Here is a 22,118-nt window from a genome sequence, read left to right as displayed (position 1 = left end):
GGTTCAGAGGTTTCGGAGAGACCAACAGCGGATCACAGAGATGAGTAATTTCAAGACGATCATTGATTTGTTCGGACTGACACCGGAAGAAGCCGCCAGCTATCTGAAGGCGGAACCGAGCGACATTATCCGCTGGTGCGAGACCGCGGACAGCCCGCCGCTGGACGTTTGGCGGCAATTGGTGAAGCTGTTCGATACGATCCGCTTTGCGGCGGAAGAGGCCGCCAAGGCAGCGGATCTCGACCGTATGGACGCAACCGACCTCAACCGGATCGCCATGACCCTTCCCGAACAGGACGGCGCCCTGGAAGGCCCGCGCCGGGCGATCACCGCCATGGCCGTCACCTCGCTCGCCCGGGTCTTCGTATAATTATCACAGGCGTTCCGGACAGCTCGAAACGGGCAGACACGTTTAGCAAACTCTTGAGCATAACCATGGCAAGTGCCTTGGCATTGCCCGGTCTTTAGGCATTCTATCTGAACTGCGTCCTGGGATTCGGGCGATTCGCGGGCTTTACGTCACGATCATCGGATCGATCGCCCGGCCGGTCGACGCGGAACGTCAGTGCACGACGTCACCAGATCAAGCCGCCGGGAAAGGCTTCAGACCATGGCTCACGAAATCAAGGTGATTGCCGAAATCGGCTGCAATCACAAGGGCGACATGGACATCGCCAAGGAGATGATCCAGGTCGCGGCGAATGTCTGCCACGCCCATGTGGCCAAGTTCCAGAAGCGCAACAATCGTGAACTGCTGTCCGGTTCCGAGTTCAAAACGCCCCATCCGGTCCCGCACAACTCCTACGGCGCCACCTATGGCGAGCACCGGGAGTTCCTGGAATTCACTGCGGGCCAGCACAAGGAACTGCAGGAAGAGTGCCGGCTGGCCGGCATCGACTATTCCACCTCCGTGTGGGACCTGACCTCGGCGAAGGAAATCGTCGCCCTGCAGCCAATGCTGATCAAGATCCCGTCCGCCACCAACCAGCATTTCGAACTTCAGGACTATCTCTGCCGCAACTATGACGGCGAGATCCATGTTTCCACGGGCATGACGACCCGGGCGGAGATCGCCCGGATGGTCGAGTTCTACGAGGAACGCGGCCGGGCGAAGGACCTGGTGGTCTATGCCTGCACCTCCGGCTATCCGGTGGAATTCGAGGATGTCTGCCTGTTGGAAATCAACCGCCTGCAGGAAATCTACGGCGACCGGGTCAAGTCGATCGGCTTTTCCGGACACCATCACGGCATCGCGACCGATATCGCCGCCATGACCGCCGGCGTCCTCGGCTTCCAGCGCTACGGCCAGGGCGTCCTTTCCTATATCGAGCGCCACTTCACCCTGAACCGCACCTGGAAGGGCACGGACCACGCCGCCAGCCTGGAGCCGGACGGGTTGCGCCGCCTGTGTCGCGACCTGCGCAATGTCTCCAAGACGCTTCGCTACAAGGAAAAGGATCTCCTCGACGTGGAGCAGGTCCAGCATGACAAGCTGAAATGGCAGGAAGCAAAGCAGCGCGGACAGATCCGGCAAGTCTCGTAACATGAGGGTCGTCGCGGTCATTCCGGCCCGCGGGGGATCGAAAGGGCTTCCGGGCAAGAACATCCGTCCGCTCGGCGGCGTGCCGCTCGTTGCCCGCACCGTTGACGCCGCGCTCCATGCCGCCTCAATCGAGCGCGTCTTCGTTTCCAGCGACGATGTGGAGATCCTGAAAGTGGCCCGGGCCGCCGGGGCGCATGCCATCGTCCGGCCCGCAGAGATCAGCGGTGCCACCGCCAGTTCCGAATCCGCACTGCTGCATGCCCTGGAGCACCTGAAGGCGGACCAAGCCGGCCTGCCGGACATTCTCGTCTTCCTGCAATGCACCTCGCCGTTCACGACGTCGGCGGACATCGACCTTGTGGTCGACACGATGCTCCAGAAAGAAGCGGAGAGCGCGTTTTCGGCGGTCGAGGATCACGGCTTCATCTGGCAGGAGGACAGTGCCGGTTTCGCCGAAGGCATCACTCACGACCATACAAAGCCCCGGCAACGCCGCCAGGACATGACGCCGCGCTACCGGGAAAACGGGGCGATCTATGCCATGCGCGTGGAGCCGTTCCTGGCCGAGCAAACCCGGTTCTGCGGCCGCACGGTTCTGGTTCCGGTGACCGCGCCGACCATCGAAATCGACACCCCGGAAGATTGGGACATGGCCGAAGCTTTTGAGGTCTCCCGTAAGGTCCGGCCGCCGCGCCGGGAGCCGAGGACTGGCCGGATCAAGGCAGTGGTGACCGATTTCGATGGCGTCCACACGGATGACCGGGTGCTGGTCAGCCAGGACGGCCAGGAAGCCGTGCTGTGCAGCCGGCGGGACGGCATGGGGATCGAACGGCTAAGGGACCGGGGTGTCCGCCTCCTGATCCTGTCGAAGGAAGCCAACCCGGTGGTGAAGGCCCGCGCGGCCAAGTTGAAGATGCCGGTCCAGAACCACGTGGACGACAAACTTTCCGCCCTGGACGCCTGGCGCACCGAGCACGGGCTGGAATGGGCCGAGATCGCCTATATCGGCAATGACATCAATGACGTTGCCTGCATGGCGGCCTGCGGCCTGGCCTTCGCGCCCGCCGATGCTCATGCCGATGCGCTTGCCGTAGCCGATATCGTACTGGAGGCCTCCGGCGGAAAGGGGGCCTTGCGTGAGATGAGCGATACCCTGCTTGCCCGGCAACTGATCGCGTAAGGCAAGTCAGCGAGGACGAGGAGTTCAGGCGGCTTCGTAGCCCCTGGGGTTCTTGCAGACCCAGTTCCAGGTGTCGTGACACATGGCCTCCAGATCGCGCTTCGCCCGCCAGTGGATCACGTCCGCCGCCTTTTCGATACCTGCGTAGCACTCGTCCACATCGCCGTCGCGCCGCGGGGCCATGACATAGGGAATGGTCCGGTTCGACGCCCGCTCAAAGGCATGGATCATCTGCAACACGCTGTAGCCGGTGCCCGTGCCCAGGTTGACCGTGTAGCAGCGGTTGTCCTCCGTCGCGCTATCCAGCGCGTCATGAGCGGTGAGATGGCCCTCGACCAGATCCATGACGTGAATATAGTCGCGCACGCCCGTGCCGTCCGGCGTGTCGTAATCATTGCCGAACACCTGCAGGCACTCGCGCCGGCCGATCGCCACCTGCGCGATGAAGGGCATCAGGTTGGCCGGAACGCCGAGGGGATCTTCTCCGATCAACCCGCTCGGATGGGCGCCGACCGGATTGAAATAGCGCAGGATACCGAAGCGCCAGCGGTCGTCGCTGGCCGAAACGTCGCGCAGCATGTCCTCCACCATCAGCTTCGTCCGCCCGTAAGGATGACCCGGCGCCAGCGGATGGTCCTCGGTCACGGGGAAGAACTGCGGCTGGCCGTAAACGGCGGCCGTGGAGGAAAAGATCAGCCGGTGAACGCCCGCGGCGGCCATGGCCGACAGGAGCCGGTGCGTACCGACGACGTTGTTGTCGTAGTAGTCCAGTGGCCGGTCGATGGACTCCCGGGGGATTTTGCTGCCAGCGAAATGAACCACGCTGTCACAGCCGTAGCGCCGGAGAATGCCTTCCACGGCCGCCTGATCCCGGACATCGACCTTCTCGAAAGCGATCTTCCGGCCGGAAATCTCGCCGACCCGCTGCAGGCTTTCGGTTCTGGAGTTGCTCAAATTGTCGAGTACGACGATATCATGCCCTGCGGCCAGAAAGGCCACGCAGCAATGAGATCCGATATATCCGGCGCCGCCGGTGATCAGGACGGTCATGCGTTGCCCCCCGCCTCAACATGACGCTTTCCCGCGCCCTGCAAAATTACCAAAAATAATCTCACAGACCACCGGCTTCCGGCGATCCGTTTCTTCGATTATCAGAAAATAATGGACAGCTCCTAAACTGCGGGGCAGCAGAGGCGGAACAGCCGAATACCAAGCTCCTGCCGATGTTTTTTCCGCGCACGCACACTGCAATTTCTTGACTGCCTGCCGGTCATTTTCGCTACCGCCTCAGAGCTAAAAAAGGCGAATCCGCTTCTTGAAGGTGGGGTGTGCCGCTTGGTTCGCTGGTTGGATGAAATCACCGTAACACTCGTCGCCCCAAGGAAGACAATGGATAACCGTCGACGTTATTGTCCGATGATCGGTAGGCAATTCATCGGAATAATCTCGAGATTAATGTAAAGAAACACCGACATAACCAATAGATCCAGAATCTTTTGAACACCCCCCTTTTGACGCAATAAAATATACAAAATTATGAAGATTATTTGATAATCAAATTTCGTATAAATCATGTATTCAAAATTTGAATTCAAATATGGAAGGGATAAGAACAACCCCAGAGACAACGAAATGACAGATATAGACAACTTAACAATTTTTCCGACTTCGGTCATCGCAAGTTCCTATGGTGCAAAATCCGGCAGAAGGCTCCTCGCCAAAGTGGGCGAAGATTGAGCATCGGGTCAATTGCAGACAGGAGGCAAAATCGCAAGCAAAGTCGCTCTATTGATCATCCGTCGCGATACGGGATCTAACGGGGAGTCATCTGAAATGAAATAGGGGAAGTGGTGCCCGGAGGCGGATTCGAACCACCGACACGCGGATTTTCAATCCGCTGCTCTACCAACTGAGCTATCCGGGCCTGTTGCACTTGGCGGCGGGGCCGTCCGAGCGCTGAAAGCTCGGGTCTTATAGAGGCTGGACCGGGCCTTGTCCAGCGCCCCGGCAAAGTTTTTCAACAAGGACGGGTTGGCTGCCCGCGCTTTCTGCCAACCCCTCTTCTCTGCCCTGATACCCCTTCTTTTTCAGTGCTTTAGCCTGGAGCATCGCCACTGTTTACTGCAGCTGACCGGCAACGATACCCGTCGCTTTCCAGGTGCTTCCTTCCTTGACGTTGAAACTGCCGATCACGCCGTCGTGGTTGGTCGACGGACCGGCAACGACCGACGTGTTGATTTCCCCGCTGAAGGCTCCGGAAACCGAGCCGTTGAACAGGTTGCCGCTGCTGACCGTCGTTTCCGACAGGGTGGCGCTGAAATTCTTGCCGTCGAAGTTCGATACGGACGCCGTCCCGGTGCGATACTGAAAATCCAGGGACATGTTGAAATTGCCGGCGGCCAGGTACTGGTCCGATCCGTTCACGACATTGCCGACCGCGTGTCCGGCGTAGGTCGCCGATCCGGTCGTCGGCAGGTCGGCCGAGTTCGTCATACTGCCGGCGACCCAGGTTCCCAGATGAACATAGTCGGTCCGTTCGCCACCGCTGAAGTTCGCGTTCTTGAAGTTGGCCTTCGTCCCCCAATACCCCCACTCCAGGAATGCGCAGGTGCATTCGTTGACACCGGACATGATCGCATTGTCCGCATCGCCCACCAGCGTGTTCGGAACCATGTAGCTGTTGACGTTGTCATCAGCGACATGCGGCACGTTAACGCCCCCGAGGTCGTCGATCAGGGTGGCAGAGGTATCGGTCGGCGTCTTGGAATCGCGGGCGGCATAGTTGTCGTCGTCGATGAAGGCCGAGCGGGAAGCGCCTGATCCGTCACTCTCCGTCCCGAACTTGAACGTGTAGCCCCCGACATTCGAATCCTGCGCCTGTCTGTCGGTAATGTTCAATGTCGCCAGCAGGGAGTTGTTGCCGGCATTGAACGTCAGCATCAGTTCGTCCGGTTTGGAGCTGCTGAAGGCGACCGGATTGGTATTTTCGCTCGACTCGACCATGCCCGCGCCATAGCCGTAAAGTGTGCGCGAAGTACGGGACAGACTGCTGACGTTATATTCGGTTTGCAATTCGGCCGGGTGAACCGTGTTGCTGACGGTATCGGCCGAAGACGTGCCACTCGGCAGGTTCAGGTAGCTGTCGCTGTAGGCATCCGCATTTTCCACCTCGCCGGAAAGGAGGAGGTTCTGGGCGTTGGAGCCGAAGAAATGGCCGCCATCGGGTCCGGCCTCGGTGCCGACAGCCCCGCCATAAACGGCGGAACTTTGGGTGGTGCTCGTTCGATGGCTGCCGCGGCGTCCGAAGCTGGTCTGCAGCACCCCGCTTTCCTCAAAGATGGTGCCGACGCCCAGGGAAATCATCGATTTCTGACTGGCACCGGTCCCCTCAATCCGGAAGGAAGATGCCAGGAACTTGGCATTGTCCAGCGTCGTCGGGCTGTCCTCGATCATCAACAGGCCGGTGGACGATACATTCGACATGAAGCTTGCGCCGAGGTCCTGTGCCACGAGCGGATTGACGAACAGGGCGTTGGTCGTCACCGGCTGAAAACTGCCGTCGGAGTTGCTGGTTCCCAGCTGGAACATGGTCAGCGGATCGGAATAGAGCTTGTAGGACCGGACCTTGAGCGGATCGCTGGCATTTCCGAACGACGAGAAATCCGTCCCGACGCCATACAACAGGTAGATCACGTCCTGTCCGCCGTAATTGAAGGTCGGATTGCTGGTCCCGATCTGCCCCGTGGCCAGGAAATAGGCCGCAGCGGCAAACTGATCCCCGGTCACCATCACGCCCTGCGCATTTGTCTTGGCATTGCCGTATGTGGTGCCATTGAGAAGGGGAACGGCAGGGACATAAGATGAAGAGTAATTCTCGAAGACGTTCCCCTGATCTGTGCTCACCTGAGAGAAATATTTCAGCCCATTATTCTTCGGATCAAAAATATAGACCGGATCGCCACCGACCGACCCGATATAGAGAGCCTTGGAATTACCGCTGAAAATCTTTCCGCTCTTGAACGTCGCCGTCATATCCGTGCCGTCAGGCCCTCCGATCAGACCCTGATTTCCCGGATTGCTGATGACCAGAGAGCTGTTGAAGGACGGCGAATACGTGGTGCCGGCCCGCAGGACCCGCACATTCGTCGTTTCGGATGTTTCGACCTCCGTCTCGGCATTTTCCGTATTCGCCTGGTTTATGTTGATAAGCGTATCGTCCACATCGGAAAATTTCGTGCTCAGAACCACCTCAGGCTTTGGCCGCGGCAAGGTACTGATCAAGCCAAGTCCCGAATTGCTGTTGACAAAACCCGATCCGGAAACGCTGTCGTCGGTCGGCGATCTGCTCGCACCGCCACGCTGACCGTTGCGGCTGGTCATGGCGCTCTGGACCTGCCCCAGGTCCTCCTGGGTCGTGCGGCGAATGCTGGCCGCGCCGAGCTGATTGACGTTCAGAGTGTAGCCGCTTTCGTAGACGCGCAGATGCTGCCCATTGGTGCCCAGAAAGTTCAGCTCCTTGCCGAACAGCAGCGAGAAGGTCGGATTGTTGCCGGAGAGATTGAGGTTTGCGATGCCGCCCCGGATCCCGATCGTCCCCACCGGCGTCTTGACCGTCACCCCGCCCTGGTTCTTGCTGAGCTTGCCGCCGACAAACCGGGCAACGCCCTTGCTGAAGGAGGCGACCAGTTTTCCGGTGCCCGCGTTCGGATCATAGACGAATTCATCGATGACAAGATCGGAATTGGCGCCGACGGTGAAGGTCGATCCGTCAACCAGCAACACCTGAACCAGTCCGCCCGTGCTGGTTTCGATGCGCTCGTTGTAAATCACGTTGTCGCCAAGAACCTTGGTGGTTCTGTTTCCACCCGGCGGCGTTCCGAAGGCGGCACTGTTGACCGCCGCGGCAACGCCAACTTCGACAGCAGAAGCGGGCATCGCCGGCATCCACAAGACGGCGGCCGACAGAAACACCCTGACGCCACCGAGCCGGCGGCGACGCGTTATGGGACTGGAGACTTTTCTCATGGAAACCTCCCGCTTCTCAAAATTTTCTGACCACGTTCAACATGGCAGAGGCGTTGGTATAGGTGCTCAGGTCATAATTCGAGTATTGCCGCCGCACTTCGCCTGTCAGGTTCACGGTAAACTTTTCCCGCAACGGCACGGAGAATACACCCCGCACCCAGCCCTCGTAATCATATTCCGACTCGGTCGTGCTGATGATCGGATCGGGGCTGTCGAAATCGCGGTAGGCAAATCCTGTTTCCATGTCGATCGACCAGGGATCCGGCAAAGACTTGACCAGTGACGCGAACTTGTATGTTCCGCCAACGGAGAAGCCCGCTTCCCAACTTTGATTCCAGTTTTTCTTCGCCTCTTCGAAATCGCCGAATATCTGGGACCGCAAAAGGACAGACCGGGAAATCTGGCGATAGAGGACAAGGTCACCCAGGATCACGTAGCCGCTGCGATCCGACACAGTCGGATACTCCGTGGTATCATTGTACCACCGCCGCCGGAATTCAGCCTTGCCCGTCAGCCTTGTCGTTGGCGAAACCTCGGTGACAAAGCGCGACCCCAGGCCCAGGGAACCTGAGTAACCATCGTGGTTGAGCCTGACGCCGGCGAGAATCCCGTATATGCCGACACGCGTATCGTCGATGTTGAACCGTTCCATGTTGAAAGACGGGCCGAACGTGAGTTCGCCAATGCCGGAATCAAGCCTGACCTGATCATAGTAGCGCGCGCCGTAGAGAAGCAGATCGCCCTCCAGCAAGTCGCCCTGTGTGCCCAGGTCATAGGCGCCATGGATACGGCTTGCGATAAATGCATTCACATCAGACTGGCCGGTCGACGTCTCGCTCAGCAGAAACGGCGTGCCGTTCAAGACCACCCGTCGCCCGCCCGGTCCGGCATTCGCGTTCGACTGATAGCGCACACCAAGTGCGATCGATGCCGTGAATTTGGCAGGATCCTCCCGGTTGTCGATTGCCGCCAGGTAAACGCTCACCTTCTCTTCGACTTCCGGGGGCACGTTCGGAGCCTTCAAAGCCGATTCGAAGTAATATCGGGCGGCGTCCAACGAACCGAGCCGGAAATAGAGAACTCCGAGTTCAAGCTCCACCCGCGGCAGGCCCGGGGCATAGACCAGCATGCGCTCGAAAGTGGAAATCGCAGCCTCATAGTCACCGAGCTGGGCGGATATGGTTGCATATTCGAACGCGGCATCCAGATCGTCCGGCCTTCGCAGCATGACTTGCAGGAGTTGCTGCTGGCGCACTGCCAGTTGCGCCTGCAACGCCGAGTTGCCCGGAGAAGCGGTCTGCGCGCGCGCATCCGTCGCGGTCAGGCCGGCAGCGACCAACAATGCCGCGGCAAATGACCGGGCAAATTTCCGAAATGGAGAAGTAAGACGGCTTTCTCCCAAAGTCGCGCTCCGAAATCCCAATCTCACACTGCAGCTTCCGTTGCGGCGTCAAAAAGTTAAAAAATATTGATGCTTCAATTTCTACGCATCCGATTTGGACATGTCGAGCAATAATTGCCAATCGAACCCAGGACTTCAAAGGCAGCCTGCACAAATAATGACCGATCGTCCTTCAAATACGACTGAACCGCAAAAAAGAGGCGCACCGTCCTTCCGGCGCGCCTCTCGTCTGCATTCGGGTCAGGTCGGCCTGCCTATTCCTCGGTGATACGGCCGTCCGTATAGGGCGCATAGCCATTGGCCTTGCCCAGATATGCGGCAACGACCTCCTCCAGGCCGGGGCCGTAGTCGTAGGCATTCATGCCCGCGGAGGCGAAGATCTTGTAACCATCCCCGCCGCCGCGCATGTAGTTGTTGGTGACGACGCCATAGACCTTGTCCGGATCAATCGGGGTCCACGCACCGTTCTCCATGACCTGCGCGGAAACGATACGCTCGCCCGCCGGTTTCGATTTGGTCCAGGCGAACTTCAGGCCGGAGACCTGCGGGAAGCGGCCAGCCCCCTCCTCGACCTGGCTCACGCCGTTTTCAAGTGCGGTCAGCACATCGGCGCCCTTGAGCTGGAAGGTGGCGACCGTATTCTGGAACGGCAGAACCGTCAGGACTTCGCCCATTGTGACCTGGCCCGCATCGATGGACGCCCGCAGGCCGCCGCCGTTCTGGATCGCGATCTGGATGCCCTGATCCTTGACGCGGTCGAGCATGGCATCGGCGACGAGATTGCCCATCTGGCATTCGCCCACGCGGCAACTGTTACGATCGCCGTCAATGGCGGCGGTCGCGTCGGCGATCACTTCCTGACGGATTTCCTCCAGCGGCTCGGCCAGTTCCTTGATGCGGGCCTTCACGTCGGCATTTTCGGCAACCTTGCCGTCAGAGATGATCGGTTCGCCGACCGCCTCGGTGACAACGCCGTTGTCATCGAAGGTCACCTTCAATTCGCCGAGAAACTTGCCGTAGGAGGCAGCCTGGACGATTGCGGTCTTGTGGCCGTCCGGGCTTTCCACCCAGGTCGGATAGGGCCCCTTTGCCTTGTCAGAAACATTGGAGAGATAGGTGTGGGAATGGCCGCCGACGATCACGTCGATACCGGAGACCGCCGCCGCGATCTTCTGGTCCACGTCATAGCCGGAATGGCTCAGGACGATGATCTTGTTGACGCCCTGCTCCTCCAGTTTCGCAATCTGGGCCTTCACCGCCTCGGCCGGATCGGTAAAATCGATATTTTTGCCCGGGCTCGACAATTCGCCGGTGTCTTTCGGCGTCAGGCCGATCAGGCCGATCTTCTCCCCACCCCGTTCGATTACGGTCGAGGGCATGAGAACGCCGGCGAGTTTCGGTTCCTTCGACACATCCGCGTTCGACATGAGCACCGGGAACTCGACTGCATCCATGAAACCGCGCAGCACTTCCGGACCGTCGTCGAATTCGTGGTTGCCGACGGTCATGGCATCGTAGGCGAGCCGGTTCATCATCTCGGCCGCGACCTTGCCCTTGTAGTAGGTGTAAAACAGGGATCCCTGGAACTGGTCGCCGCCATCCAGCAGGACGGAGTTGCTGGACGCGGCCCGGCGCTCCTCGATCAGCGTATCAAGGCGCGCGTATCCGCCGAAGCACTTGCCCTCGGCGTTGTCTTCCTCCTTGCAGCCGGAATCATATTTGTTGATCGGTTCGACCCGGCTGTGAAAATCGTTCGTGTGCAGGATCGTCAGGGAATAGTCAGCCTGAGCCGCACTGGAAAGCGCGGTGGTCATGGCCAGCGCTGCCGCGCCGAATAGAAACTTGTTCATCTGTACCTCGCCAATGAATCCGGTAATTTCGCCGGCGGCCGGAGCCCCATGCACAACCTGCGGATGACATCGCAAGCCTGCAACCAAAGGGGTAACACCGTCACGTGTCATTATGATCGTGAAAATTTTTTCACGGCAAGAATATTTTTTAATCAATTGAGCCGGCAAATAATTTCAAAGGGGATCGACCCCGCATGAGTACAGCTTCGACAAGGGCCGACCTCTGCCGTCCCGCTTTAATATCGCGCGAGCAAGCCCATCTGCCTTACCACACAACTCGGCGTCACCCCTGCGCAGGCAGGGGTCCCGTAAATCACTGAATCTGTTATCTTTTCCAATCTCCAGTCGCACGAAATACCGGATCCAGGTCCTGCCGCTACGCGTCAAACCCGGATAACAACGCAAAGATCCCCGCCTGCTCCCAAGCAAGAATACGACGCAGATGCGGTGTCAGTCTTCCCGGTCTTCCAGATCGTCCGTTTCCACGACCGGAATGGTGTAGCCCTCCGAGAACCAGCGGTTCAGGTCCACCTTGGCGCAGCGGTCCGAACAGAAGGGATAGTGCTCCGGCGTCGACAGCTTTGAGCAGATCGGGCAGGGCCGCATGCGGCGGTCCGCGTTATTCGGAGACTTTGCCATCTCGCCTCTCCGTCTTTTTCAGGTCAGATACGCCGGCCGTTCCGCTGTTACGCGATGGCGGCGCTCGTCCAACTTTTGTGGATCGGATAACCGGCCGATGCAAGCAGGCCGGAGGTTTCGACCAGCGGAAGGCCGACGACGGCCGTGTAGGAGCCGATCAGCTTGACGACGAAACTGCCCGCAAGACCCTGAATGGCATAGCCGCCGGCCTTGCCGCGCCATTCGCCCGAGGCGACGTAGTCGTCGATATCCTGCCGGGAGAGCTTCTTGAACCGGACCCGGGTCTCGACCAGCTTGGAGCGGACCTTTCCGCCCTCCCCGGCAACGGCTATGGCCGTGAAAACGCGATGCCCGCGGCCCGACAGCAAGGACAGGCAGGCATAGGCCTGATCGGTGAGTTCGGTCTTCGGCAGGATGCGCCGTCCGACCGCAACCACCGTGTCGGCGGCCAGAACCAGAGCAGGACGCAATTCGTCGGAGGCATCGGCCACCGCACGCGCGGCCGCCGCTTTTTCCCGGGCAAGACGCACGGCATGGGCGCGCGGCGTTTCGAGCTTGTGAGGCGTTTCGTCGATGTCGGCCGGCATCAGGTGATCCGGCTCGATCCCGATCTGCTGCAGCAGCGCAAGGCGGCGCGGCGAGGCGGATGCCAGGATCAGGGAGGAAACCGTAGTCATGGCGCGATGTGCTTTCCTGCCGGCGTCAATCGCCTTGAAATCCTACTTGAAGCGGTAGGTGATCCGCCCCTTGGTCAGATCGTAAGGGGTCATTTCAACGAGAACCTTGTCGCCCGCGAGAACGCGGATACGGTTCTTGCGCATGCGCCCGGCAGTGTGGGCAATAATTTCGTGGTCATTTTCCAGTTTCACGCGAAAAGTCGCGTTGGGCAGCAGTTCCGTCACCACGCCCGGAAACTCGAGAGCTTCTTCCTTGGCCATAGGGTATCCTGATTAGGCTTTCTGATGAGCGGCGAACCTAACGGATAGCGCCGCGAAAGGAAACCGTTCTTTCTGCCGCAATTCGCATAAAGCTGTGCGATACCGGCACATTGGCGTCTGCCGCGTGTTTCCCGGCCTCATCCGCTTGGTGGCGGCGCCCATTCCAGCCGCTTCTTGATGCGGGTCATGAGCTGATCGCGTACGATCCGGTAAGCATCCAGGATCTGGTCCCGGCTGCCGGTTGCAAGGGTCGGGTCCATGGTCGGCCAGTATTCCACGTCGACGGCCTCCGTCCGGGTCATGTCCAGCGCCTTGTGGTGGGCTTCCGGCGCCAGGGTCACGATCAGATCGAAACCGGACTCGTCCAGATCCTCGAAGGTCTTGGGCTGATGCCGGCTGGTATCGACGCCGATCTCCGACATCACCGCGTCGACGAAGGGATCCAGTTCGCCCTGACGGACACCGGCGGAGCGCACATAGATCTGGTTGGGAAACAGGAAGCGGGTGATCCCGGCGGCCATGGGCGAGCGCACGGCATTCATGCCGCAGGCAAACAAAACCGCAGTCGGACGGCCGCCCGGCCCGGTCACCGGTTCATCCTTTCCAGTGCAGAGCGTAGACGAGGGTAAACAGGCGGCGCGCGGTCTTCATGTCGACCTCGATCTTGCCCTCCAGCCGCTCCATCAGGATCGTGGAACCCTCGTTGTGCACGCCGCGCCGGCCCATGTCGATGGCTTCGATCTGGCTTGGCGTGGAATGGCGGATCGCTTCATAGTAGCTCTGGCAGATCAGGTCGTAGTCCTTGACGATCTTTCGAAGCGGCGTCAGCGACAGGACATGGGTGACGACCTCGGTGCCGTCTTCACGTCTGATCTGGAGCACGAGTTTCTTTTCGATCACGGACAGGCGCAGAACGTAGTTGGCCGGCGGCTGGCCGACCGGCTGAAAGCTGTTTTCCTCGATCAGGTCATAGATGGCGACGGCCCGGTCATGTTCCACGTCCGGTGTGGAACGGGCGATCGAGGCCTCGTCGAGCACGACGTCGACGAGCCTGCCGCCGGCCGGTTCGGTATTCTCGCCGTGCGCCTCGTCCATGCCGCACCTGTCCTTTTAAAGCCCGTTCTCGTTAAAGATTAAGCCTGATTGCCACCGAGCGGGCGTGACCGCTCAGGCCTTCCGCCTCGCCCAGCGTGATCGCCGCCGGGCCGAGCGCCCGGAGACTGTCCGCGTCGCATTTCAGGATCGACGTCCGCTTGACGAAGTCAAGCACGGAAAGCCCCGATGAGAACCGCGCGGAGCGGGCCGTCGGCAGAACGTGGTTGGATCCGCCCACATAGTCGCCGATGGCTTCCGGCGTATGGCGCCCGAGGAAGACGGCGCCGGCATTACGGACCTTGTCCAGCATGGCGTCCGGATCGGCGACGGCCAGTTCCAGGTGCTCTGCGGCGATCCGGTTGACGAGCGGCATGGCGTTTTCAAGGCTGTCGACGACAATCACCGCGCCGAAATCGCGCCAGCTTGCACCGGCGACCTCCGCCCGCGGCAGGGTGACGAGCTGGCGTTCCACCGCCTGTTCGACGCCCTCAGCGAGCTCCTCGCTGTCGGTAATCAGGATCGACTGGGCGACCGCATCGTGTTCGGCCTGGGCCAGCAGGTCGGCGGCGAGCCAGTCCGGGTCGTTCTCGCCGTCGGCCACCACCAGCACCTCGGAAGGACCGGCGATCATGTCGATACCGACCGTGCCGAACACCCGCCGCTTGGCGGCGGCGACAAAGGCATTGCCCGGACCGACGATCTTGCTCACCGGGGCGATCGTCTCCGTACCATAGGCAAGGGCTGCCACGGCCTGCGCGCCGCCGATCTTGTAGATCTCGGTGACACCGGCGATCTTTGCCGCGGCCAGAACCTGCGGATTGAGAATGCCGTCGGGGCTCGGGACCACCATGGCGATGCGTTCCACGCCGGCAACCAGTGCCGGTACGGCATTCATCAGAACGGAACTCGGATAGGACGCGGTGCCGCCGGGCACATAGATCCCGGCCGCCTCGACCGCGGTCCAGCGTGACCCGAGTTCGACGCCGATCGGATCGGTGTAGCGGTCGTCCTTGGGCATTTGGCGGGCGTGATGGGAGTGGATCCGTTCGCGGGCCAGCTTCAGCGCGTCGATCGTCGCTTCGGGAACTTCGCTGACAGCTGCCTCGATCTCGGCTTCCGTCACCTTGAGATCGGCAAGACTGGAAGCCTCCAAACGGTCGAACCGCTTGGTGTAGTCCACCACGGCCGCGTCGCCGCGCTTGCGCACGTCCTCCAGAATGTCGCGCACGGTCTGGTCGACATCCTCGGAGACTTCCCGCTTGCCGGCGAGCAATTCGGCAAAGCGGGTTTCAAAATCGGCGTCCTTGTTCGACAGACGTATTGCCACCCGTCAAGCTCCTTCCAGGCGGGCGCAATCGCCTGCGCCCTTAAAAATTTCCATTCAGTCCAGGTCGTGGGCCGGCCTGTTCGGCGTCGACCAGGCGGCTCCCAGGTCGGCGAGCTGGGCCTCGATGCAATCGACTTCCAGAAGAACCGTGCCGCCGCCGGCAAACTCCAGCTTGATCCGGCCCGCCGGTGCGTCGCCTTCCTCGAAGGTGACGGCCAGCAGTTCCAGGACGGCGCCTTTGGCCTCCTGACGAATACGGCTGGCTTTCATGGCGGACACCTGGGCCACTGCCAATGCGGCGCGGCGTCGCTCGTGTTCGCCGGAGCGCTTGTCGGCGGCCTTGTCCCACACGAACCGGTTGACCACGAGGATCGCCTTGCGCTCCTTCGGCAGATAGCGGATGTCGCCGACGGTCAGAACCGCGTCCTGAAGATGGGCGGAAAGAACCTCAAGGTCCTCCGCATCCAGTGCTGCAAGCTTCAGCTGATCCATGGCTGTCAAATCACACCCGCGTCCGTCGGTTCAACGCACAAGCCGGACACACCCCTCCGGCTCGCTCTTATTAGCCGTTGACCTAAACGGGAATGGACAATTTGGCAATCCGGCAAACGGTATGGAACCGTCACGGCCCCTCGTCGACCCGCTGGCGCAGGTCCGCCTTGATTTCGTCCGGCGTCGCGATGCGCCTGAAAATGCGGCCTCCGAGCCAGAGACCGAAGACGATCAGAGCCGTGCCGATCACCACGCCCCAGGGCCAGCCGCCGAAGACAATGACGAGCACGCCGACGGTGCCGAAGCCCGCTTGGACCAGAAACCGGACCGATTCCGCAGACATTGCTGTTCTCCCCTGCTGATACCGCAAAAGCCGCTTGACGTGAGCGCCCCAAAGAATGCGCCTGTTTTACCGGCATTCGAAGCCAAAACTATTTCTCACACGGAAAATACTTGCACATGGCCCGGCGAAAGGCAGCGATACGCTCGTCGGCAAAGGCGCGACCGCCGTGCAGGCGAAAATCAAGAAAGTCGACAAGCGCAAGGTAATTGGACCCGAGCGGGACCGCATATTGGCACAGGCGCCCCGGCCTGGTTTCCGCCAATTTGTCCGAACAGTAAGCATAAAAGAAAGGATCAGAAGGCTTGCTGTAGTAATGTGGGTTATGGCGTCCGGGATTATATAAAAGACCATCGTACTCGGTCAGTCTCGCATTTTTTTCATAGGTAAAAACATGATTGGCGAGTGGCATTGGATGTGAGTTCGAGATATATGAAACTCGTGCAATGAAAAGATTTGCGCGAGCTACTTTGGTTCCCAAGTAATCTTCGCCTGCCTTTCGCCCCCTTTTTTTGAGCGCTACTGTAAACGGTTCGCCATCGGGATAAGTCAAAAGAATGCGAAGACTGTCCGTCTGAATGGTTTCCGGCAGCTCCTCGTATCCATGCCTCTGGCTGTCAGCCAGATCCTGACCCAGATCGCGGGCGGGCTTCGACGCATATCCGGCGGCAAAGACGATGTAGGCCCGCGGCAGGAAGACAGTGTCCTGTATTCTGGACTCCGGCCGATTGAAATCCGGCCACATGAAATGGACCGTTATCGGATCCATGCTGGTGGAATAGTAAAACTGGCGGCCGGAAAATGCCGTCATCGGGATTTTATCGGCAAAAGCCGTTCCCGGAACGGATGCCGCAAGTCCGACAAGGGCCAAAAGCCAAACGTATAGAAGCTGCCTGGAAAGCACGCCTTCGTCCCTTTTGCGCGTTCAAACGGAGTTCACCGCGCAAAGAAAGCATGGGCAGATTACGCAACCCTTAAGCGCACCAAAGAGCGGTACAATCCTGAGACGGAAAGACACGAAGGTTCAAGAGCGCCCAGGCGGTGAACCTAGGCGGAAATCCGCTCGATCTGCGCGCCGCAGCGGGTGAGCTTGTCTTCCAGCCGTTCGAAACCGCGGTCCAGGTGATAGACGCGGTTGACCGTGGTCTCGCCTTCGGCCGCAAGGCCGGCGATCACCAGGGACACGGAGGCGCGCAGGTCTGTTGCCATGACCGGCGCGCCACGCAGGGTAGAGACGCCGTCGACGATCGCCGTGTTGCCGTCGATGTGGATCTGGGCGCCGAGGCGGGCCAGTTCCTGGACGTGCATGAAGCGGTTTTCGAAGATGGTTTCGGTGATCCGGCTCTTACCGCCTGCCTTGGTCATCAGCGCCATGAACTGGGCCTGCAGGTCGGTCGGGAAGCCCGGGAACGGCTCGGTGGTGATATCGACCGGCTGGATGCCGTTGCCGTTGCGATAGACCCTGAGGCCTTCCGGCGTTTCGGTGATCTCGGTTCCAGCGTTGCGCAGGGTGTCGAGTGCGGTTTCCAGCAGGTTCGCACGCGTCCCGCGCAGCAGCACTTCGCCGCCGGTCATGGCGACCGCCATGGCATAGGTGCCGGTCTCGATCCGGTCGGGCACCACCGCGTGATGGGCACCGTGCAGGCGGTCGACGCCCTGGATGCGGATCACCGGCGTGCCGGCGCCTTCGATCTTGGCGCCCATGGCGGTCAGGCAGGCGGCGAGATCGGCGACTTCCGGTTCGCAGGCGGCGTTGACGATTTCCGTCTCGCCCTTGGCAAGGGTCGCCGCCATCATGATGGTGTGGGTCGCGCCGACGGAGACCTTCGGGAATTCCACCCGGTTGCCCTTCAGGCCGCCGGGCGCCTTGACGACCACGTAGCCCGCGTCGATGTCGATGTCGGCGCCGAGTTTCTCCAGCCCTTCGATGAAGAAGTCGACCGGGCGGGTGCCGATGGCGCAGCCGCCGGGCAGCGACACGCGGGCCTCGTGCATGCGTGCGACCAGCGGGCCGATGACCCAGAAACTCGCCCGCATCTTGGAGACGAGTTCATAGGGCGCAGTGGTATCGACAATGTCGCGGGCGGTCAGGTGAACCGTCTGGCCTTCCAGATCGTCCTGACCGGGCCGCTTGCCGTTGACCGAATAGTCGACGCCGTGGTTCATCAGGATCTGGGTCAACTGGGCGACATCGCGCAGGCGCGGCACGTTGGACAGCGTCAGCGTGTTGTCGGTCAGAAGGGACGCGATCATCAACGGCAGGGCGGCATTCTTCGCCCCCGAAATCGGGATCACGCCCTTGAGCTCGTTGCCCCCGACGACCTTGATGCTGTCCATTTTCCCACCCCGACAATGATGCGTGCCGATCCCGTCATTATCCGGAAAAGCCCGGAGAATTCCTTGACCAATCTCAAAAGCGTTGCCGTCGTCTATACGCTCCATGTGGCCCATGCAAGGCGGCAAGGGGCCCATTTTTTGCCATTCCCGCGGCGGCACCCGCCATTTTGCCGGATAAGCTTGCCGGACAAGCGGTGCCAGCCCTACCGTCAAGGCCCTTGAATTCAGTCCTCCGCCTGCCGCCCCTTGGCCGCCGATTTCCGCCGGCGCAGGTTCGCGCGCAAGGCTTCGGCAAGCCGCTCCTCGCGGGACTGGGTCTTTGCCCCGCCCGCAGACGCAGCCGCCTCTACGGAAGAGCCGGCGTTATCCGAATTCGCGCCGTCCGCCGCCTTGCCGCCCCGTGCGGTGCCGACTGCAGAATCCTTGTCCTTGCCGTTGTCCATCGCCGAAGTGATCCTATCCTTTTTATATACAGACCGCCGCCGGTCCGGACCCGTCTTTCCACAGGCTTGAGCCTTTGCGCCAGGCGATCTCCTCCCCTGATTTATCCTGCCGAACCGCGCCCGCCAAGGGGCGGCGCAACTTGCAATCCAGAACTTTGACAGGCTTTGCAAAAAAACGTTCCGATAGCGCTTGCGCCCACACGCCAACTGTGGCAAAAGCCCTCGCATTCCGGCAGGCACTCGCCGTCCGGAACAAGCACTGGTTTCTCAAAATCCTGAAGAAACCCGGCCAGCCGCCGGATCTCCCAGGAGCCCACGAGAGACCCGCGGGACCGGGGCCAAGCCCCTGAACACCTTCCCGCCGGATGCTGCCGTAGCTCAGGGGTAGAGCACTCCCTTGGTAAGGGAGAGGTCGAGAGTTCAAATCTCTCCGGCAGCACCAGCCATCCACTTGATATCCTTATAAGCGCTTGCATTATAACCGGTTTTATACAAACTGCGCCTACAAAGACGCATACAAAATCGGTTCGAAATGGCAGGCAAGATCAGACATCTACACGAAGACAGACGCGGCCGCTTTCATGCTCGCATGGGTGTTCCCAAGGAGCTTCGCGATCTTATCGGCAAACGTGAATTGATCAAGGCGCTGGGCGGCGACCGCCAGGTTGCTCTTCGTGCCTTGCCAGAGGTGGTTGCCGGTTTCAACCGGCAGATCGACGATGCACGAGAACGCTTGAACGGTCGCCCGTCCATCGCACTTACCACCACCCAGGCGCGCCCGCTTACGATCGAGGAAATCGCCGCCCTTCATTATGCGGTACGTATGGAAGCGGATTCAGAGCTTCGAGACAGCACGCCTGATTATGCCCGCATAGATATTGATGACGGCTATGTGGCAGACGTGAAGGCGATTGCCACGGGAACGGCGAGCAATGACGTCATTGTCCGGGTCTTCGGACGGGAAATCGCGAATTTTTGCGAGAAGGGCTACTATTCCTGTGAGCCTGGTGACACTGACTGGCGGACTCTTGCCCGCCATCTCGCCTATGCCGAAATCGAGCTGCTGAAACGCATGTTCGAGCGTGACGAAGGAAAAAGGGCTGCCGATGACCCACAGTGGGTTCTCGATAATCAGGTAAAGCCGACCTCACAATCGGAGGAACAGGCCCACTCTGACAAGCAGCCTGAAGAAACATCGATTCGCGCCTTGTTCAAACTTTGCAGGAAAGCCAAGACAGGGAGCGATGGCGATGGTCGAACAACGGAAGCCTACACGCGCCCGATCGAGAGCCTGATCGAGTTCCTGGGGAGCGACAACGTCACAGCGATCACGAACAGAAAAATCAGCAAATGGCTGTCGCATCTTCAATTCGAGCAAGGCTTGGCGCCGAAGACGATCAACAGCCGCTATCTCAGCGCCGTGAAGTCCACCCTGAAATGGGCCGGTAATCATGGATATATCGACCCGATCGTAATCACTGCTTCGGTGACAGTACCGAAAAGGCGGCTCAATCGAGAGAAAGGCTACAATTCCGACGAAGCCGCGAAAGTTCTGCAGTTCGCATTTGATTATCAACGGCCGAAAGAAACGCGTGAGAGCATTCAGCTGTCTGCCGCAAAGCGCTGGGCGCCTTGGCTGGCGCACTTCACCGGCGCACGGATTGGCGAGATCACGCAGCTTCGCAAACAGGATATCCTGGAGAAAGACGGCATCCCTTATCTGCGCATCACGCCGGATGCCGGCACGACCAAGACCGGCCACTATCGTGACGTGCCGCTGCATCGGCAGTTGATCGATCAAGGCTTCCTCAAATTCGTGGAGGATGCCGAGCAAGGCCCCTTGTTCTACCCAAAGCGGGAAGGCAATCAGAACCCGGTCAAATCCGCAGAAACAATCTCGAACCGTGTCGCCAAGTGGATCAAGCGCGCAGGCTTGGTTCCGGCGGAAGTCGCACCGCTCCATGGCTTCCGACACGCGTTCAAGACGAATGCGAGGATCCATGGACTGTCAGATCGCATCGCGGACGCCATCCAGGGTCACGCCGGCCGAACGGCAGGCGACGACTATGGCGATGTGACGATTGCCGTCAGGAAACGCGAGATCGACAAATTACCTGACGTCGAACTGAGTATTTACAGTGAAAATTGCGCCAAAGATTAATGCGCCGTTCAACAGCACTGAAAGATTTGGGCCCGGAAATACCGGGCCCAAATCAGTTACAAAATAGCTCGGTCTTTATCTCCTGATAGGAGACCTCCGCTTTCAATTTTTTTAATCTCCTTCGCGATAGATTTTAGCAGCCAGGCTTGGATAACAGGCCACAGGCTTTTATGAGGGGCGCTTTCCCCCTCAATCCATCGATAAACTGTTGACGGGCTAAATCCGAGGTCCGCAGCCATTAGATTCGAATCTAGATGCTTACGGCCAAATGTAGCTCTCATCAGATCCTTGAATTGGTCCCGTGACTGGATAGGGTCGTCCTCCAGCATCCCGTGTAGACAACGAAGGGCCGTTAGGTAGCTGTCTTCGACAACTTTTGAGTAAGCTCGGACGCCAGACATTTTAGTCTCCCATAGCAGAGCAAAGTACTTCACATGCGAAGTCACCCGCATGCACGTTACAACATCCCATTGGCCGCACATCAAACGTGCGCTTATGGAATGTGGACCCACACGCACTCAAGTGCGCAATGGGCAAAATTCGATGAACCCGTCATAAAACGTGTACATAGCGATTTTATAGACTGCTTCTTAGCATATGATTAATGCAGTGCAATAGCAACTTGCATTTTTTTTGCAAACTGGATTCATATTCCATCTTGCAACTTTCCACCGATAGTTTATGCTCAAACTGAATGGAGGAAGTGATGCTCGAATTGCATAACTTAAGCTCCGATAACGAGCGTGATATTGATCGCCTGATAGGCTTTCTGGCAGAGTATGACGATCCGGGGGTAAGAATGCGCCCTCGCGATGCTGTGGATGCAGCGCTGGAGACTGGATTAGCCCTTGCCTTGATTCGGGATGGAAAAATCCTGGGTTGTAGTTTAGTCTATGATTTCTTTGAAAATGTAGACGGACCGGTTTTTTCAGAGATCGGCACAATGCGGGTTACTCTAAACGGACAAGGTCTCCAGAACCTTCTATCCTATTTCCATTTGGTGCAAATATCGCTCGAAGACGACTTCTCTCCCGACCACAATGTTTTTGCGGTGGTTCAACCAAATACCGCTTCCGAGCATAACCTAAAAACAAAAGTGGGTATGAAACCGTGGCAGCCACCTGAAGTTTTACAGCGCTTGCGTCGATCAGCCGGAGTTCCTTTTGCAGCTGAAAAATACTGTCTTGTAGCTCCACCGAACTGCAGAAAGGCGGCGTTTAAGAATTTGCGTGATTTGTTAATCGGTGACCGTCTGTTCAAGACGCCCAAAGGTGAAGGTCGCCTTTTGATCAAGACTGGCTGGTTCAGCAACGATTTGCTCGACATAGATTTCGACGACGACTGAA

At 59.3% G+C, this 22,118-nt stretch carries 20 protein-coding genes and 2 tRNA genes; 6 read left to right on the top strand and 16 right to left on the bottom strand.

Going from position 1 to position 22,118, the window contains the following annotated elements:
* Positions 1–40: 40 nt before the first annotated feature.
* The 3 genes from ACN0SO_RS16020 to ACN0SO_RS16010 all read left to right on the top strand — a co-directional run bounded on the left by ACN0SO_RS16020 (position 41) and on the right by ACN0SO_RS16010 (position 2,723).
* Positions 41–370, top strand: a complete 330-nt coding sequence (locus ACN0SO_RS16020; RefSeq protein ID WP_417679491.1) for a hypothetical protein — start codon at positions 41–43, stop codon at positions 368–370.
* Between the two features lie 240 nt (positions 371–610).
* Positions 611–1,543, top strand: coding sequence for an N-acetylneuraminate synthase family protein (locus ACN0SO_RS16015; RefSeq protein ID WP_417679489.1), 933 nt, complete (start codon positions 611–613; stop codon positions 1,541–1,543).
* Between the two features lies 1 nt (position 1,544).
* The gene (locus tag ACN0SO_RS16010; RefSeq protein ID WP_417679487.1) at positions 1,545–2,723 is read left to right on the top strand and encodes a cytidylyltransferase domain-containing protein; all 1,179 of its coding nucleotides are present in this window, start codon (positions 1,545–1,547) and stop codon (positions 2,721–2,723) included.
* Between the two features lie 24 nt (positions 2,724–2,747).
* Here the strand turns inward: ACN0SO_RS16010 and galE are convergent, their stop codons facing one another.
* The 16 genes from galE to ACN0SO_RS15930 form a co-directional block, all read right to left on the bottom strand.
* Positions 2,748–3,773, bottom strand: coding sequence for a UDP-glucose 4-epimerase GalE (gene galE, locus ACN0SO_RS16005; RefSeq protein ID WP_417679485.1), 1,026 nt, complete (start codon positions 3,771–3,773; stop codon positions 2,748–2,750).
* 798 nt (positions 3,774–4,571) lie between these two features.
* A tRNA-Phe gene (locus tag ACN0SO_RS16000) sits at positions 4,572–4,647 on the bottom strand.
* A gap of 194 nt (positions 4,648–4,841) precedes the next feature.
* Positions 4,842–7,748, bottom strand: coding sequence for a FecR domain-containing protein (locus ACN0SO_RS15995; RefSeq protein WP_417679483.1), 2,907 nt, complete (start codon positions 7,746–7,748; stop codon positions 4,842–4,844).
* Between the two features lie 16 nt (positions 7,749–7,764).
* Positions 7,765–9,090: a tetratricopeptide repeat protein gene (locus ACN0SO_RS15990; RefSeq protein WP_417679481.1), complete on the bottom strand. Its 1,326-nt coding sequence runs from the start codon at positions 9,088–9,090 to the stop codon at positions 7,765–7,767.
* A 314-nt stretch (positions 9,091–9,404) separates the two neighbouring features.
* A complete protein-coding gene (locus ACN0SO_RS15985; protein ID WP_417679479.1) occupies positions 9,405–11,000 on the bottom strand; it encodes a bifunctional metallophosphatase/5'-nucleotidase in 1,596 nt (531 codons plus the stop codon).
* Positions 11,001–11,450: 450 nt separating this feature from the next.
* Positions 11,451–11,639: a DNA gyrase inhibitor YacG gene (gene yacG / locus ACN0SO_RS15980; protein WP_417679477.1), complete on the bottom strand. Its 189-nt coding sequence runs from the start codon at positions 11,637–11,639 to the stop codon at positions 11,451–11,453.
* Positions 11,640–11,686: 47 nt separating this feature from the next.
* Positions 11,687–12,316: a Maf-like protein gene (locus ACN0SO_RS15975; RefSeq protein ID WP_417679475.1), complete on the bottom strand. Its 630-nt coding sequence runs from the start codon at positions 12,314–12,316 to the stop codon at positions 11,687–11,689.
* A gap of 42 nt (positions 12,317–12,358) precedes the next feature.
* A complete protein-coding gene (gene infA / locus ACN0SO_RS15970; RefSeq protein WP_006939340.1) occupies positions 12,359–12,577 on the bottom strand; it encodes a translation initiation factor IF-1 in 219 nt (72 codons plus the stop codon).
* 137 nt (positions 12,578–12,714) lie between these two features.
* Positions 12,715–13,167 (bottom strand): low molecular weight phosphatase family protein, encoded by a 453-nt coding sequence (locus ACN0SO_RS15965; RefSeq protein WP_417679473.1) that lies wholly within the window; start codon positions 13,165–13,167, stop codon positions 12,715–12,717.
* Positions 13,168–13,171: 4 nt separating this feature from the next.
* A complete protein-coding gene (locus ACN0SO_RS15960; protein WP_417679471.1) occupies positions 13,172–13,672 on the bottom strand; it encodes a UPF0262 family protein in 501 nt (166 codons plus the stop codon).
* 31 nt (positions 13,673–13,703) lie between these two features.
* The gene (gene hisD / locus ACN0SO_RS15955; RefSeq protein WP_417679469.1) at positions 13,704–14,999 is read right to left on the bottom strand and encodes a histidinol dehydrogenase; all 1,296 of its coding nucleotides are present in this window, start codon (positions 14,997–14,999) and stop codon (positions 13,704–13,706) included.
* Between the two features lie 54 nt (positions 15,000–15,053).
* Positions 15,054–15,491, bottom strand: a complete 438-nt coding sequence (locus tag ACN0SO_RS15950; RefSeq protein ID WP_417679467.1) for a DUF2948 family protein — start codon at positions 15,489–15,491, stop codon at positions 15,054–15,056.
* 130 nt (positions 15,492–15,621) lie between these two features.
* Positions 15,622–15,834, bottom strand: a complete 213-nt coding sequence (locus ACN0SO_RS15945; RefSeq protein WP_417679465.1) for a hypothetical protein — start codon at positions 15,832–15,834, stop codon at positions 15,622–15,624.
* Positions 15,835–15,922: 88 nt separating this feature from the next.
* Positions 15,923–16,735, bottom strand: coding sequence for a hypothetical protein (locus ACN0SO_RS15940; RefSeq protein WP_417679463.1), 813 nt, complete (start codon positions 16,733–16,735; stop codon positions 15,923–15,925).
* A 143-nt stretch (positions 16,736–16,878) separates the two neighbouring features.
* Positions 16,879–18,168 (bottom strand): UDP-N-acetylglucosamine 1-carboxyvinyltransferase, encoded by a 1,290-nt coding sequence (gene murA / locus ACN0SO_RS15935; RefSeq protein WP_417679461.1) that lies wholly within the window; start codon positions 18,166–18,168, stop codon positions 16,879–16,881.
* A gap of 224 nt (positions 18,169–18,392) precedes the next feature.
* Entirely contained in the window at positions 18,393–18,611 is a 219-nt protein-coding gene (locus ACN0SO_RS15930) for a hypothetical protein (protein WP_417679459.1), read from the bottom strand.
* 367 nt (positions 18,612–18,978) lie between these two features.
* Between ACN0SO_RS15930 and ACN0SO_RS15925 the strand changes: the two genes are divergently transcribed.
* The 3 genes from ACN0SO_RS15925 to ACN0SO_RS15915 all read left to right on the top strand — a co-directional run bounded on the left by ACN0SO_RS15925 (position 18,979) and on the right by ACN0SO_RS15915 (position 22,117).
* Positions 18,979–19,053: transfer RNA gene (locus tag ACN0SO_RS15925), tRNA-Thr, on the top strand.
* A 90-nt stretch (positions 19,054–19,143) separates the two neighbouring features.
* On the top strand, positions 19,144–20,772 hold the full coding sequence (locus ACN0SO_RS15920) for a tyrosine-type recombinase/integrase (RefSeq protein WP_417679457.1): 1,629 nt from the start codon (positions 19,144–19,146) through the stop codon (positions 20,770–20,772).
* A 706-nt stretch (positions 20,773–21,478) separates the two neighbouring features.
* Complete coding sequence (locus ACN0SO_RS15915; protein ID WP_417679455.1) at positions 21,479–22,117, top strand: hypothetical protein; 639 nt, start codon at positions 21,479–21,481, stop codon at positions 22,115–22,117.
* Position 22,118: the final 1 nt, after the last annotated feature.

It is taken from the genome of Roseibium sp. (genome assembly GCF_048260565.1).
In the GTDB taxonomy this organism is placed as follows: Bacteria; Pseudomonadota; Alphaproteobacteria; order Rhizobiales; family Stappiaceae; genus Roseibium.
Note: the sequence above shows the minus strand (reverse complement) of the source record. Positions and strands in the feature narration are given on the sequence as shown.

What these genes read in the sequence shown, in the direction of transcription:
- ACN0SO_RS16020 (WP_417679491.1), top strand. Translation starts at nt 41, where the DNA reads ATGAGTAATTTCAAGACGATCATTGATTTGTTCGGACTGACACCGGAA.
- ACN0SO_RS16015 (WP_417679489.1), top strand. Translation starts at nt 611, where the DNA reads ATGGCTCACGAAATCAAGGTGATTGCCGAAATCGGCTGCAATCACAAG.
- ACN0SO_RS16010 (WP_417679487.1), top strand. Translation starts at nt 1,545, where the DNA reads ATGAGGGTCGTCGCGGTCATTCCGGCCCGCGGGGGATCGAAAGGGCTT.
- galE (WP_417679485.1), bottom strand. Translation starts at nt 3,773, where the DNA reads ATGACCGTCCTGATCACCGGCGGCGCCGGATATATCGGATCTCATTGC.
- ACN0SO_RS15995 (WP_417679483.1), bottom strand. Translation starts at nt 7,748, where the DNA reads ATGAGAAAAGTCTCCAGTCCCATAACGCGTCGCCGCCGGCTCGGTGGC.
- ACN0SO_RS15985 (WP_417679479.1), bottom strand. Translation starts at nt 11,000, where the DNA reads ATGAACAAGTTTCTATTCGGCGCGGCAGCGCTGGCCATGACCACCGCG.
- yacG (WP_417679477.1), bottom strand. Translation starts at nt 11,639, where the DNA reads ATGGCAAAGTCTCCGAATAACGCGGACCGCCGCATGCGGCCCTGCCCG.
- ACN0SO_RS15975 (WP_417679475.1), bottom strand. Translation starts at nt 12,316, where the DNA reads ATGACTACGGTTTCCTCCCTGATCCTGGCATCCGCCTCGCCGCGCCGC.
- infA (WP_006939340.1), bottom strand. Translation starts at nt 12,577, where the DNA reads ATGGCCAAGGAAGAAGCTCTCGAGTTTCCGGGCGTGGTGACGGAACTG.
- ACN0SO_RS15960 (WP_417679471.1), bottom strand. Translation starts at nt 13,672, where the DNA reads ATGGACGAGGCGCACGGCGAGAATACCGAACCGGCCGGCGGCAGGCTC.
- ACN0SO_RS15950 (WP_417679467.1), bottom strand. Translation starts at nt 15,491, where the DNA reads ATGGATCAGCTGAAGCTTGCAGCACTGGATGCGGAGGACCTTGAGGTT.
- ACN0SO_RS15945 (WP_417679465.1), bottom strand. Translation starts at nt 15,834, where the DNA reads ATGTCTGCGGAATCGGTCCGGTTTCTGGTCCAAGCGGGCTTCGGCACC.
- murA (WP_417679461.1), bottom strand. Translation starts at nt 18,168, where the DNA reads ATGGACAGCATCAAGGTCGTCGGGGGCAACGAGCTCAAGGGCGTGATC.
- ACN0SO_RS15930 (WP_417679459.1), bottom strand. Translation starts at nt 18,611, where the DNA reads ATGGACAACGGCAAGGACAAGGATTCTGCAGTCGGCACCGCACGGGGC.
- ACN0SO_RS15920 (WP_417679457.1), top strand. Translation starts at nt 19,144, where the DNA reads ATGGCAGGCAAGATCAGACATCTACACGAAGACAGACGCGGCCGCTTT.
- ACN0SO_RS15915 (WP_417679455.1), top strand. Translation starts at nt 21,479, where the DNA reads ATGCTCGAATTGCATAACTTAAGCTCCGATAACGAGCGTGATATTGAT.